This is a genomic window from Aeromonas encheleia (assembly GCF_900637545.1).
GTDB classification, from domain to species: Bacteria; Pseudomonadota; Gammaproteobacteria; order Enterobacterales; family Aeromonadaceae; genus Aeromonas; species Aeromonas encheleia.
In genome coordinates, this window is the sequence record NZ_LR134376.1 from 1,906,405 (window position 1) to 1,920,047 (window position 13,643).

Genomic DNA, 13,643 nt, shown 5'->3' on the forward strand with positions numbered 1-13,643 from the left:
GCGGGATAAACAGCGGGTTTAACTATGCCTATCCATGGACGGTGCACTCTTTTTGCCGCACGAACATAAGGGTGCAGAGAAAGGATAGTGGCCGTTAAGGCGGGCAGGTAAATCCTGTCGCAGCTGGGACATAGGTTGGGGCCCGATACAGATGTGAAGAGGCTCTGCTCAGGGGTTGCCACCGGGTGAGGTCACCGGCATCAGGCTGTGCAGATCGAGCAGGGTGAAGAAACCCCCCTCATGAGGGTACCAGCCACCGGTGTCTATGTAGTACACATTGCCTAGGCGGGCGGGGGCGCTCAGCGGGGTGTGACCCACCACCAGCGCAACCAGATCCACGACCCCACTCTCATCTCGCAGCTCTATGCGGCGGCGCGACCACAGGCAGACATTCTTGATGGACCGCAGCTGGCCGCCGGCCACCCCACCGTCCAGCTTGTCCAGCAGCGTTTGCCAGGAGGGGAAGGGGCAGTCGGCATGCAGCAGGCCGACCGGGCCGCTCGGGGTGGCCACCTCGATGGCAATCGGCAGTGCGCGGTAGCGGGCTGCAAATTCGTCTCGCTCGGCCCTGGTCAGGCGCTGAAACCAGGCGCCCCCATTCTGAATCCAGTTGTCTTTATCGCAGCTCTCGTGGCGGCAGACGTAGTCGTCGTGATTGCCACACACGGGGTGGAACCAGGGGTGTGCCAGCCAGTCGAGGGCCTGCGTGCACTCAGGCCCGCGATCGGTCAGATCGCCGACGGAGAACAGGCGATCGCACACCGGATCGAAACCCACCCGGTTCAGCGCCTGTTGCAGCAGCCCAAAATAGCCGTGGATGTCACCGACGGCCAGATCGCGCCCCTGGCGGTTGAGGGGGAAGCGTCGGATCAGTGGCGCCTTGTCCATGCCTTGCCTCCTTGGTTGGGGTTGTCGGCCCAGGGCGGTGCCGAATGGCCGCTGCGGATGATTGCGTCGTGGATAAGAGCAGCATGGCACGCTCTGCCTCGGCGGTGTAGGGGCTGGCGGGAGCAGGGCGCCCCGTCGCCCGGCGGCCGGGCTGGCGCACTCAGCGTCGCCGACTTTCCCGGCATTTTTCTGGGCATACACAGCCGAAGGATCCCATCCTAATGAAGACCGCCATCCGCTTCACACAGGGAGTCTCATCATGGCCGAATACAGGGTTCGTCTGGTTGCCCGCCACCCGCTCGCCGAAGGCACCATGGCCTTTCATTTCGAAAAACCGGAAGGGTTTGACCACAAGCCCGGTCAGGCCCTGGATCTCAGCCTGCCGGGACACCAGGACAACCCCAGATCCCCCGATGTCCGCCACACCTTCTCCATCGTCAGTGCGCCCCATGAGGACGAGTTGCTGGTGGCCACCCGCATGCGGGACAGCGCCTTCAAGCGTGCGCTGGGCGCCCTGCCCCTCGACAGCAAGCTTCAGATCAACGGCCCATTCGGCTCGCTTACCCTGCACAAGCAGCCGGAGCGTGCCGGCGTGCTCATCGCCGGCGGCATCGGGATCACCCCCTTCATGAGCATGCTGCGGCACGCCGCCAAGCAGCAGACCCCGCAGGACTTGCTGCTGCTCTACAGCAACCGGCGACCGGAGGATGCGGCCTTCCTGGCCGAGCTGCAGCGGCTCGAGCGACTCAACCCGAGATTCCGTCTGCTGGCGACCATGACCGACATGGCGCACTCGGCGCAGCCCTGGCAGGGCGAGACCCATGTCATCGACAGCCCCTGGCTGAAACAGGCCATCACCGGGCTGGCCAACCCGGTCTGCTACGTCTCAGGCCCGCCGCTCATGGTCGAGGCCATCTGCCAGGCGCTGACGGCGGCCGGCATGGATGAGGAGAACGTGCGCAGCGAATCCTTCTATGGCTATTGAACGGGGGGCCGGCGCCACTCTTGTCGACTGCCGATTGAAATAGCGGCCTGTCATGTCGTGCGCGGCAGGCCTGCCTACCAGCCGTCCCGCCCTCGCGGCGGGACGCGCTTTTTCCCTGCTCGTACATAAGGTTACAGAAGATTGATAGCCGCCCCGAGGGGGCTGGTGTAAACCTGATGGCGACTGGCAGGGAGGGGGGCGCGGCGACGGCACCCCGGCCGAGGTTCGTTCTCATTTGGACTGTATTTTCTCCACCCGACGTGGATTCTCTCCTTAGTCTCAATGGGGTGTGTTTGTTATTTCTCTCCTGACAGGAATCTTGAATGCGGCGTTCGCTGTTAATCTGGTTGGGCCCCCTGTGCAGCCTGTTGCTGCTGGGGGCGGCATTGACCGTGCTGTATCGTTTGACCCACCTCTGGCACTGGCACGACATCCGGCTGGCCATCTGGTCCCAGCCCTTGCCGCAGCTGGGCGGGGCGCTGTTGCTGACCCTGCTCAGCTACGGCTGCCTCTGCTGCTATGACCTGCTGGCGGTGCGCGCACTCGGCAGGCGACTGCCCTGGCAACAGATCGGCATGACCTCCTTCATCGCCTACACCTTCTCCAATACCCTGGGGTTCGCGTTGCTGACCGGCTCCTCGGTGCGCTACCGGATCTACTCCTCGCTCGGACTCGGCACGGGGGAGGTGGCCAGAGTCATACTGTTCTGCTCCATCACCTTCTTCCTCGGTCTGCTGGCCTGGGGCGGCGGCGCCTTGTTGCTGGGGCAGGCCGCCAGCCTGTTGCCTGGCTGGCCGGCATGGACCGGCTGGCTGTTGCAGCTGGTCGGCGCCCTGGCGCTGCTGGCGGTGCTGGGCTATCTGCTGTGGCCCAGGTCGGCCCTCTCCTGGCGCGGGCACGAGCTGGTGTTGCCAACCTTCAAGACTCGCCTGCTGCAACTGCTGATCGCCCTGCTGGACTGGATGGCCGCCGCCGCCGTGCTCTATGTGCTGTTGCCGGCGGGCAGCGTCTCCTACCCGGTGCTGCTCAGCGCCTTCGTGCTCGCCAGCTTCCTCGGGGTGCTGGCTCATGTGCCCGGCGGGATAGGGGTGTTCGAGGCGAGCATGAGCCTGCTGCTCGCCCAGTATCTGCCGGTAGACAAATTGCTGGCCTCCTTGCTGCTCTATCGCTGCGCCTATTACCTACTGCCCTTCTTCTGCGCCCTGCTGCTGTTTGCCAGCCAGGAGGCCTTGCAGCAGCGGGCCCGCTGGCACCGGCTGCAGGGGATCATGGCCGCCATGCGCGAATTCCTGCCGGCCCTGGTAAGCCTGGGCACCTTCGCGGCCGGCACCCTGCTGCTCTGCTCCGGCATGCTGCCGACCATGCGAGGGCGGATCGAAGCCTTGCTGCAGCTGTTGCCGCTGCACCTGCTGGAGCTGTCCCATGTGCTCGGCAGCGTCAGCGGCGTGCTGCTGATCCTGCTGGCACACAGTCTCTATCGGCGCCACGATGCCGCCTTCCGGATCACCCAGTGGCTGCTGGCGCTCGGGATGTTCTTCTCCCTGCTCAAGGGATTTGACTGGGAGTCGGCTCTGCTGCTCGGCACCTTCCTGCTGATCATCAGCCCCTGCCGCAGTCTGTTTTACCGCAAGGGCTCCCTGCTGCATGCCCAGTTCACCCCGGGTTGGCTCCTGTCGGTGGGCGCCGTGCTGCTGTGGGCGCTGTGGCTGCTGCTGTTCTCCTATAGCCAGGTGGCGTATGACCACAGCCTCTGGCTCCACTTCTCGCCCCATGGCGCCGCCTCCCGTGGCCTGCGCGCCATGGGCAGCGTGATCGCCGTGCTGGCCGCGGTCGGGGTAGCGCAACTGCTGGCTCCCTTGCGGATCTCCGGCCACAAGCCGGACCAGGAGGCGCTGGTCCGGGCGCAGGCACTGGTGCGGCGGGAGGGTGGTGGCCACGGCTATCTGGCGCAGCTCGGTGACAAGTCGTTGCTGTTTCACCCCGGTGGCGAGGCGTTTCTGATGTATGGGGTCGAGGGCAATGGCTGGATAGTGATGGGGGATCCCATCGGCCATGCCTCGCTCATCGAGGAGCTGCTCTGGCAGTTTCGCGAGCTGTGCGATGAGCACGACGTCAACCCGGTGTTCTATCAGGTGTCGGCCCGCTATCTGCCGCTCTATCTGGATCTCGGACTGATCCCGTTCAAGCTGGGGGAGGAGGCCATCGTCGAGCTGCGCGAGTTCGATCTCGCCAGCAGTCGGCTGCGCAACCTGCGCCAGAGCCATGCCAAGGGCAAGCGGGAGGGGTTGTCGTTCGAGGTGGTGGACGCAGATCGGGTCGTCGCCTTGTTGCCCAACCTGAGCGCCATCTCCGACGCCTGGTTGCAGGGCAAACAGGGCAAGGAGAAGGGCTTCTCGGTGGGCAGTTTCGAGCCCGGCTACCTCGCCTTGAGCCCGGCGGCGCTGGTGCGACAGGGTGGGGATCTCGTCGGGTTTGCCAACCTCTGGGTCAGCGATGACAAGGAGAGCCTCTCCATCGATCTGATGCGCTACGACACGGATGCGGGCACGGCGCCCATCATGGATTTCCTGTTCGTCGAGCTGCTGCTGTGGGGCAAGGCAGAAGGCTATGCCAGCTTCAACCTCGGTATGGCACCCATGTCCGGCTTCAACGACCACCCGCTCGGTGGTTACTGGGCCCGGCTTGGCAACACCCTCTTCACCCGGGGCAGCCGTTTCTACAACTTCCAGGGGCTGCGGCGTTACAAGGAGAAGTTCTCCCCGCGCTGGGAGCCCCGCTATCTGCTCTGCACCAGCCGATTGGCGCTGCCCGGTACCCTGACCCACCTGATCTCCCTGATAAGCCGCGGCCCGCTCGGGCTGATGAAGAAATAGGAGTCGGCCATGAGAGCCCTGTTGTTACTGCCCCTGTGTTGTGCTTTTCCACCCCCCCCCCCCCCGAGCCGGAGCCTGCTTTGGCCCGTCAAGCGAAACGGGAGTGGCTCATGAGAGCACTATTGCTATTGCTGCTGTGTTGTTCTTTTCCGCTCTTCGCCGCCTCGGTGAAGGCGGATCTCGGCCTGGTGGAACTGCCGGTGGCGCAGGCATCGTCGGCGCCCATGGTGGTGTTCCTGAGCGGGGACGGGGGCTGGGCCGCGCTGGACAAGGGGCTGAGCGCCGAGCTGCAGCGCCATGGCATGCCGGTGGTGGGCTGGAGTTCGCTTAGCTACTACTGGCAGAAGAAGACGCCGGCGCAGGCGACCCGGGATCTGGTGCGGATCCTGGACGACTATCGGGCGCGTTGGGGACGCCAGCGCTGGCTGCTGGTGGGCTTCTCCTTCGGCGCCGAGATAGTGCCCTTCGTCATCAACCGCCTGCCGGAGGCCTATCGCAACAGCCTGGTGGGGGCCGTGATGCTCTCCCCCTCGACCGCGTCGGATTTCGAGATCCATGTCAGCGACATGGTGGTACATGGTGAGGCGGGCAGCTATCCCACCCAGCCCGAGGTCAAGGCCATCCACAGCCTGCCGCTGCTCTGCGTGCAGGGGGCCGAGGATGACTCCCCGGTGCGGCTATGCCCTCGGCTGCAGCAGGCCAACGTCAGGACAGTCACGCTGCCGGGGGCGCACCACTTCGATGACGACTATGGTGCGCTGTTTCAGAGCATCGCCGCTCATCTGCCTCTGGTGCAGGGGTCGGCTGCGCCGTGATCTCGGGTGGCAAGGCCAGGTCGGATGGTGTTGGGATGAGGCAGGCGTGACGGGTTGGAGGGAGCAAGGCAATCAATGGGGCAGGGCCTAGAGGCGAGCCCGATGAATTGGCCCGCCTCATGGGTACTTCTGGGTCGTTAAAGCGCGGCCATGGCCTCTCTGACCAGGGCGCCTATCTTGTCCCACTCCCGCCGATCGATGAGATCGGCCGGGACCATCCAGGTGCCACCGCAGGCAAACACCGACGTCAGGGCCAGGTAATCCTTCACATTGCTCGGGCTGACACCGCCGGTGGGCATGAAGCTGATCGGGTAGACGGCACTCATGGCCTTGAGCATGGGCAGGCCACCGGAGGGCTCCGCCGGGAAGAACTTGAGGGTGCGCAAGCCCAGCTCCATCGCCTGCTCGACCAGGCTGGGGTTGTTGACCCCGGGGATCATCAGCACGCCGCGTGCCTGGCAATACTGGACGATGCGCGGGTTGAGGCCGGGGCTCACGATGAAATCCACCCCGGCGTCGATGGCCTGATCCACCTGGGCGGTGGTGAGCACGGTGCCGGCACCGATGATCATGTCGGGGAAGGCGGCCCGCAGCTGGCGGATGGCGTCGGCGGCGGCGGGGGTGCGGAAGGTGATCTCGGCGCTCGGCATGCCGTTGTCCATCAGGGCCCGACCCAGGTCCACGGCGTCATCGGCATCCTTGATGGCGATGACGGGAATGATCTTCAGGGTCGACAATTTTTCAAGCAATGCTGACATGGGATGCCTCTGTGGTAGGAAGGGGAGTGGTCGGCATCGCCGGGCGGGGAATGATGGCCCCGCGATGCTGGATGACGGTGCTGGCCAGCAGATGGGCATAGTGCGCCGCCTCGCTCGCCGCCTGTCCGGCCAGCCGCTTGGCGAGGTAGCCGGCGCTGAACGAGTCACCCGCTGCCGTGGTATCGATCACCAGCTCCTTGGCCAGTGACATGGCAGGGACCTCGTCGTGCCGCTCGCCTTGCACTATGAGGCAGGGCTCGGCGCCGCGTTTGATGATGATTTCCGGCACGCCGAGCGCCTGGGTGCGCGTCAGGGTCTGGGTCTCATGACTGTCGCCCCAGAGCGCTATCTCGTCATCCAGCGTCAGGAAGGCGATATCCGTCAGTGCCAGCACGGCGCCATAGGCCTGCTGCGCCGCCTCTTTGCTTTCCCACAGCCGTGGCCGGTAGTTGTTGTCGAACGCTATCTTCACGCCGGCCGCCCGGCACTCGGCCAGTCGTCGCAACAGGTTCAAGCGATCGGCGGGGGAGAGGATGGCGAGGCTGATGCCACTCAGGTAGAGGTAGTCAAAGCCGCGCAGTTGCTGGCAGATGGTCTCGGCCGTCGGGCCCTGCAGCCAGTAGCGGGCCGCCGCGTCGTTGCGCCAGTAGTGGAAGGTGCGCTCGCCTTGTTCATCGGTCTCGATGAGGTAGAGGCCGGGCAGCTTCTGTTCGAGGCGCTGCACCAGCTCGGTGTGAATCCCTTCCTGTTGCCACTGGGCCAGCATGGCGTCGCTCATGGCGTCGGTGCCGAGGGCCGTCACATAGTGCACGGCCAACTCGGGGTTGGCACGGGTCAGGTAGACCGCCGTGTTGAGGGTGTCTCCGCCGAAGTGGCGCACTATGCCCGCCTTGCTCTCGGATAGTTCGATCATGCACTCGCCGATGACGGCAATCTTGGTAGGCATATGTCCTCCCGCGTTGATGATGGGGCACATTATATGTCATGCCTCATCGCCATCAAGTAAATTAAAACAATGTTTCATTAAATTATTTCTAAATGTGAATTTGATCTGGAAGGGATGAGGACCAGTCTTTTGCTGGCCGGTTGGTCACAGCTCCGGCTATGGCGGCGCGGATCGAACAGGGCATGGCACGGGTCAGCTAGGGTGGCGTCGTCCAGCGCCAATATCCGCGGCCATGACTATGATTGCGCAGTCGTTTTAAATATAATAAAACGACGGAATTTATAAGGAGATCCCTATGTCAGTGGTAGATAACTCGCCGGATTCGGTCTCGTCAGTCCTGAAAGTGTTCGGCATCTTGCAGGCGCTGGGCGAACAGAAAGAGGTTGGCGTCACCGAGCTGTCCCAGCGGATCATGATGTCCAAGAGCACCGTGTATCGCTTCCTGCAGACGATGAAGACCCTGGGCTACGTCAACCAGGAGGGGGAGTCCGACAAGTACACCCTGAGCCTGAAGCTGTTCGAACTCGGTGGCAAGGCGCTGGAGCATCAGGAGCTGATCCCGATCGCGGATAACCAGATGCACCGCCTCGGCAAGCTGACCAAGGAGACCCTGCACCTGGGGGCGCTCGATGAGGACAGCATCGTCTACCTGCACAAGATCGACTCTGAGTACAATCTGCGCATGTATTCCCGCATCGGTCGCCGTCGCCCGCTCTACAGCACCGGCCTTGGCAAGGTGATGATGGCCTGGCTGCCCGAGGAAGAGGTGCGCAGCATGCTGGCCAACGTGACCTTCGAGCGTTTCACCGATCGCACCCTGACAGACGTCGATGCCTTGCTGGCGGAGCTGGCGCTGGTGCGCGAGCAGGGATACGCGGAAGACAACGAAGAGATGGAGCCAGGCCTGCGTTGCTTCGCCGTGCCCATCTACAGCCGCATGGGCCGCATCATCGCGGGGCTTTCCCTGTCGCTGCCTGTGGTGCGCTTCGAGGAGGCGAAAGGCGCCGAGCTGGTGCGTCTGCTGCACGAGGCGGCAAGCAATATCTCCGCCGACATGGGGTTCCACGACTACCCGTTCGTCCCGCGCTAGGGCGGGGAGGCCGGCACCTGTTGCTGGCGCCGTGAGACATAAAGAGGGCGTGCAAGGCACGCCCTCTTTATTTGTCCGCTTGCCAACAGACGAAAAAGGCGCCCTCGGGCGCCTTTTTGCATGCAGAGGAATTAACGGGCCAGCCAGCCACCGTCGACGGCGATGGTGTAGCCATTGATGTAATCGGAGGCGGCGGAGGCCAGGAAGACCACGGGGCCCATCATGTCATCAGGCACGCCCCAGCGCCCGGCCGGGATCCGCTCCAGGATGGCGGCGTTGCGGTCATCATCGGCGCGCAGGGCTGTGGTGTTATTGGTGGCCATGTAGCCAGGGGCGATGGCGTTGACGTTGATACCCTTGCTGGCCCATTCGTTGGCCAGCAGGCGGGTGATCCCCATGACGGCACTTTTGGACGCGGTGTAAGAGGGCACGCGAATGCCACCCTGATAGGAGAGCATGGAGGCGATGTTGACGATCTTGCCACCCTGGCCCTGGGCCATGAACTGTTTCCCCACGGCCTGGGACATGAAGAAGACGCTCTTGATGTTGATGTTCATCACGTCGTCCCAGTCTTTCTCGCTGAAGCTGATGGCATCTTCGCGGCGGATGATGCCAGCGTTGTTGACCAGGATATCGACGCGACCGAAGCGGGAGACCGCCTGATCCACCAGTGCGGGCAGGGCATCCACCTTGCTGACATCGGCCTTGAGGCTCAGGAAGGTGCGACCGAGCGCCTCCACCTTGGCGATGGTGTCGGTGGGTTCGACGATGTTGATGCCGACGATGTCACAGCCGGCTTCGGCCAGACCGAGCGCCATGCCCTGACCCAGACCGGTGTCACAGCCGGTCACGATGGCGACCTTACCCTTCAAATCGAATGCGTTGAGAATCATCTTGTTTCCTCTGCTGCCACCCTGGGTGACAGGCATGATGGGGGGGAATACGGGCAGTGCAGACTGCCCGGCACAGAATGGGAATTAGCGCAGATCCTTGACGGCCACATGATCCATGTCGCCGAACACCTGGTTCTCGCCGACCATGCCCCAGATGAAGGTGTAGGCCTGGGTGCCGACGCCGGAGTGGATGGACCAGCTCGGGGAGATCACCGCCTGCTCGTTGTGGACCAACAGATGGCGGGTCTCGTCCGGCTTGCCCATCATGTGGAACACGGCGGCATCGTCCTTCATGCTGAAGTAGAAATAGACTTCCATGCGGCGCTCGTGGGTGTGGCAGGGCATGGTGTTCCACAGGCTGCCCTCTTCCAGCTGGGTCATGCCCATCACCAGTTGGCAGGTCGGCAGTACATCCGGCACCAGGTACTTGTAGATGGTGCGGCGGTTGCTGGTGGCAGCGTCGCCCAGGGTGCTCGGGGAGGCCTGCGCCTGGGTGACCTTGCGGGTCGGGAAGCTCACATGGGCCGGGGCGCTGTTGTAGTAAAACTTGGCCGGCTGCGCGGCGTCGACGCTGACAAAGCTCAACTCGCGGGCACCCTGACCCACATAGAGCGCCTCGGCGCTGCCGATTTCGAAGGTGGTGCCATCGACCACCACCACACCGGGGCCGCCGATGTTGATGAGGCCCAGCTCGCGGCGCTCCAGGAAGTAGCTGACGCCGAAGGTCTTGCCCAGCGCGTCCGAGAAGGCGAGGGGACCCTGGACCGGCATGATGCCACCGAACACGATGCGGTCGATGTGGCTGTAGGTCATGGTCAGCTGGTCCGGTGTGAAGATCTCTTCTACCAGGAATTCACGGCGCAGGCCCTGAGTGTCCAGCTGTTTGGCATGATCGCTGTGAATGCTTTGACGAATTTGCATGGTTAACCTCGATGAGCGCCGCAGGTTGGCAGTCGCGTTGTCTGTAATGACCATAATAATAACAAGCAAAAAAATAAAAATCAAAACAGTGTTTTGTATTTTTTATTTGTTGAGATTAAACTTCGTGCCCGGTGTGGCTCATGGCCGTGCCGGGCCCGTCGAACCGGGCCACAGATGTCTTTGCGGCATGAGGACAGGCTCGCGGCGAAGGCAGACAGGCTGCCGCCCTGCCGGGTGGCGGCGACAGGACATTCGTTGCCAATCTCATTCAATAACAGGTCTACCAATGAATAAGTGTGTTTCATCCAATCGAATCATCATGTTGGCCGGGGTGGCTGCGCTGAGCACCATTCTGTTCGCCTTCGATACCGCCTCCCTCGGGTTGTGCGCGGCCTTCCTGACCACGGGATCCTTCTCGCTGCAGGTGTTCGACATCCTCAAGACGCGGGAAACCAAGGCGATTTCCACCAAGATGTATCTGGTATTCATCAGTGGTCTGTTGTTGTGGCTGACCTATGGCCTGAAATCGGGCGACACGCCGCTGATCATGGCCAATGGCATCACCCTGCTGCTGGCCAGCGCCGTCATGGTGCTGAAGTGGAGCAATGAACGGACCTGACCCAATAGCCGCGAGAGAGGCCATCCTCCGCTGGGGATGGCCATCGGACGCGCCATCCTTTATCGGGGCTCGGCTTCCTCTCTCTGGTGGATGAACCAAGCGGCGCCCCGGGCGCCGTTTGTCGTAGGGGGCTCATCCTCTCCAGCATCCCGTGTTATCGGCTCAAGTGGCGTAGATAGGCCACGCTCTCCCGCAAGGCTTCCCCCGTCAGCTCCTCGACGATGATGGGAATATGGGTCAGCTGACACTGCGCCAGCATGGCCAGCACCTCGGCATAATCGATCAGCCCCTGCGCCAGTCCCACCGACACCTTGTCACGCCCCTCCAAGATGAAGTTCTTGAAATGAAGCAGCCGGATGCACTCGCCATGCCGGCCGAGAAAGTCGGCCAGGATCTCGCGCCAGGCGGCGGCATTGTCGGCATCCAGCAGATTGGCCAGATCCAGTGTCACCAGGAAGCGTTCCCCCAAGCGCGCGTTCAGCCGTGCCAGGCTCTCGGCGTCGTGGATGATGTGATCGCACACCGCTTCGACCAGAAAATCGCAACCGGCCTGCGCCAGCTCGGGCCTTAACTGCGCCAGACTCTGCTCCACCTTGTGAAAGGCGGCGGCCCCGTGGTTGTCCGGATGCCGGGTCCAGTCATCATCGTTCAGGGAGCCGGTCTCGCTGCCCACGGCGCCGATGTGACAGCGCTGGGCGAGCTCGATGTTGAGTCGCACCCGCGCCAGCTCGCGCGCCAGGAAGTCGGCGTCGGAGTGGGCGGGGTTGAAGTAGCTGGCCAGCAGGAAGATGGAGAGATCGGCCTGCTGGAGGTGCTGGATATGGGTGGCCAGGATGTGGGTATCGCGGGCCTGATAGGCCTCGGGCCAGCTCTTGTGCACGGCCAGTTGCAGCCCGTCGAGGCCGAGCTCATGTGCCTGGGCAATCAGCGCCGCCGGCGTCTGATCCGCGAGATCATGGGCGCGGGCCCCAATCTTCAATCTGTTCATGACATGCTCCTGTGGGTCATGACGATGGTGTCTCTGACGGCGACTTGGCCCGGGGGCTAGGGTCGGCATCAGAAACGGCTTGCGAGCCCATCTGGGCTCGCAAGTTCAAGAGGCAAGTCGCGGCGCTCGAATGGGCCCCGGTGAGGGGGCCATATACCCGATGCGTGCGCTTGCCATCGGCACAATCAAAGTCTCATCAGGCGGCAGGTGCCGGGACGGCGGCATCGGGTGCTGCCTGCGGGCCCTTGTTGTACTCCTGCTCGAAGTACTCACGCACCATGGGAGCCGACAGACCGACCACCACCTGCAGGTTCTTGCCCGAGCGCATGACCCCCAGGGCACCGGCCTGTTTGAGGGCCTTGTCATCCTGGACCAGGGTGGAATCCTTCACCACCAGGCGCAGACGGGTCTGGCAGTTGCCTATGGTCTCGACGTTGTCACAACCCCCGACACAGCGCAGGATGGCGGCAGCCCGGAGGCGATCCGGCTCCTGGCCGGCCACGGCCTTGCCAGACTGCTTGTCACGGTAGTCCTGCTTGGAGTAGAGACGCACGTCGTCCTCCTCTTCCTCATCGCCACGACCCGGGGTCAGGAAGTTGAACTTCAGGATCATGTAGCGGAACACGAAGAAGTTGATGGCGGCGAAGCTCAGGCCCAAGGCCAGGTGGATCCAGATCAGGTGAGCATGGTTCTTGGCGTAGAAGACCCAGTTGAACAGGATGATGTCGTTCAGACCACCGCCCATGAAGCCGACCACGCCGGACAGATAGAGCGCCACGCAGAGGGTCGCACCTATGATGGCATTGACCAGATACAGCACAGGGGCCACGAACAGGTAGGTGAACTCGATGGGTTCGGTGATGCCGACGGCCATGGCGGTGATGATGGCCGGGATCACCAGGGCGGCGATCTTGCGCTTCATCTTCTGCTTGGCGGTAGCATAGATGGCGAGGCCGGCCCCCAGGGAGCAGAACACGCTGATGTTGCCGTACAGTGAGTAGCCGGCGGCCGGGAACTGCTCAACCAAAGGCACGGTGGAAGCCGCATAGGTGGAGACGTTCTCGATCCAGTGGGTGTAGAGACCACCATCGACCACGGCCGGGCCGAAGAAGAAGGGGAAGTAGACGAAGCGGTGCAGACCGGTCGGCACCAGCAGGCGTTCCACGAAGGCGAGCAACCACATGCCGAAGGCATCGGCTTCAACATAGAAGCCCTGCATGGCGTTGATCCCGACCTGAACCTTGGGCCAGAACTCGCAGGTCAACCAGGCCATGGGCAACATGACGAAGAAGGAGATGATGAACACCAGGCTCATGCCCTGGAAGATGGTGAGGTAATCCGGCAGCTTCTTCTCGAAGAAACGGTTGTGGATCCAGGTCACCACGCCGCCGATGATGAGCGAGAAGACGATGCTGGTATCCAGTGTCTTGATGCCCCCCACCAGCGCCAGGCCGCTGGCGCCGCCGACTTCCTGATTGAAGTTGACCCCGAACTCAGGCGCCCAGAAGGTGAGCATGCTGTTGGTGAAGTAGTTGTAGGCCATGTAGGCAAAGAAGGCGACCAGCGCCGCCCGGGCCTGACCCGACCTGGCAAGACCCACCGGGAGTGCCATACAGAACAGCAGCGGGAAGTTGCGGAAGATGGTCCAACCACCCGACTTGATGATGGTCATCACCTTGAAGAAGTTGGAGTCGGGATGGGCCAGATCGCCCATGATATCGGGCATGGTGAGCAACCCGGTGATGGCGAGCAGCAAACCGGTAAAGGGTAAAAAGGCAATGGGGACAGCCATGGCACCGCCAAAAGTCTGGAAGGCCCCCATAAAGTTCCGTTTGGACATCAAATTTTCTCCGAATGATTACAACAA

12 protein-coding genes are annotated in these 13,643 nt (G+C 62.8%); 5 read left to right on the forward strand and 7 right to left on the reverse strand.

Annotated features, from left to right (window positions below; all coding sequences use genetic code 11):
- Positions 1–168 precede the first annotated feature (168 nt).
- Entirely contained in the window at positions 169–888 is a 720-nt protein-coding gene (locus EL255_RS08905) for a metallophosphoesterase (protein ID WP_042653575.1), read from the reverse strand.
- 259 nt (positions 889–1,147) lie between these two features.
- Here EL255_RS08905 and EL255_RS08910 point away from each other — a divergent pair, with 259 nt between their 5' ends.
- From EL255_RS08910 to EL255_RS08920, 3 genes are all read left to right on the forward strand, one after another.
- Entirely contained in the window at positions 1,148–1,873 is a 726-nt protein-coding gene (locus tag EL255_RS08910; protein ID WP_042653576.1) for a ferredoxin--NADP reductase, read from the forward strand.
- Positions 1,874–2,196: 323 nt separating this feature from the next.
- Entirely contained in the window at positions 2,197–4,746 is a 2,550-nt protein-coding gene (gene mprF, locus EL255_RS08915; protein ID WP_042653577.1) for a bifunctional lysylphosphatidylglycerol flippase/synthetase MprF, read from the forward strand.
- A gap of 110 nt (positions 4,747–4,856) precedes the next feature.
- A complete protein-coding gene (locus tag EL255_RS08920; protein ID WP_042653578.1) occupies positions 4,857–5,561 on the forward strand; it encodes an AcvB/VirJ family lysyl-phosphatidylglycerol hydrolase in 705 nt (234 codons plus the stop codon).
- Positions 5,562–5,698: 137 nt separating this feature from the next.
- Here EL255_RS08920 and EL255_RS08925 read toward each other — a convergent pair whose 3' ends face one another.
- Both EL255_RS08925 and kdgK read right to left on the reverse strand, forming a co-directional pair.
- On the reverse strand, positions 5,699–6,319 hold the full coding sequence (locus tag EL255_RS08925; RefSeq protein WP_042653579.1) for a bifunctional 4-hydroxy-2-oxoglutarate aldolase/2-dehydro-3-deoxy-phosphogluconate aldolase: 621 nt from the start codon (positions 6,317–6,319) through the stop codon (positions 5,699–5,701).
- Positions 6,303–7,265 (reverse strand): 2-dehydro-3-deoxygluconokinase, encoded by a 963-nt coding sequence (gene kdgK / locus EL255_RS08930; RefSeq protein WP_042653580.1) that lies wholly within the window; start codon positions 7,263–7,265, stop codon positions 6,303–6,305. Before kdgK ends, EL255_RS08925 begins: the two co-directional genes overlap by 17 nt.
- A gap of 295 nt (positions 7,266–7,560) precedes the next feature.
- Between kdgK and kdgR the strand changes: the two genes are divergently transcribed.
- The gene (gene kdgR / locus EL255_RS08935) at positions 7,561–8,355 is read left to right on the forward strand and encodes a DNA-binding transcriptional regulator KdgR (protein WP_126623301.1); all 795 of its coding nucleotides are present in this window, start codon (positions 7,561–7,563) and stop codon (positions 8,353–8,355) included.
- Between the two features lie 131 nt (positions 8,356–8,486).
- On the opposite strand, the gene kduD is transcribed toward kdgR, so the two are convergent.
- Positions 8,487–9,248 carry a 2-dehydro-3-deoxy-D-gluconate 5-dehydrogenase KduD gene (gene kduD / locus EL255_RS08940; RefSeq protein WP_042653582.1) on the reverse strand — a complete coding sequence of 254 codons (762 nt, stop codon included), beginning with the start codon at positions 9,246–9,248 and terminating at the stop codon, positions 8,487–8,489.
- Between the two features lie 84 nt (positions 9,249–9,332).
- Positions 9,333–10,169, reverse strand: coding sequence for a 5-dehydro-4-deoxy-D-glucuronate isomerase (gene kduI / locus EL255_RS08945; RefSeq protein ID WP_042653583.1), 837 nt, complete (start codon positions 10,167–10,169; stop codon positions 9,333–9,335).
- A gap of 319 nt (positions 10,170–10,488) precedes the next feature.
- Between kduI and EL255_RS08950 the strand changes: the two genes are divergently transcribed.
- Entirely contained in the window at positions 10,489–10,788 is a 300-nt protein-coding gene (locus EL255_RS08950) for a SemiSWEET family sugar transporter (protein ID WP_197720919.1), read from the forward strand.
- A gap of 154 nt (positions 10,789–10,942) precedes the next feature.
- On the opposite strand, the gene EL255_RS08955 is transcribed toward EL255_RS08950, so the two are convergent.
- Positions 10,943–11,776, reverse strand: a complete 834-nt coding sequence (locus tag EL255_RS08955; RefSeq protein ID WP_042653584.1) for a sugar phosphate isomerase/epimerase family protein — start codon at positions 11,774–11,776, stop codon at positions 10,943–10,945.
- 196 nt (positions 11,777–11,972) lie between these two features.
- Positions 11,973–13,616, reverse strand: a complete 1,644-nt coding sequence (locus EL255_RS08960; RefSeq protein WP_042653585.1) for an alpha-glucoside-specific PTS transporter subunit IIBC — start codon at positions 13,614–13,616, stop codon at positions 11,973–11,975.
- Between the last annotated feature and the right edge of the window lie 27 nt (positions 13,617–13,643).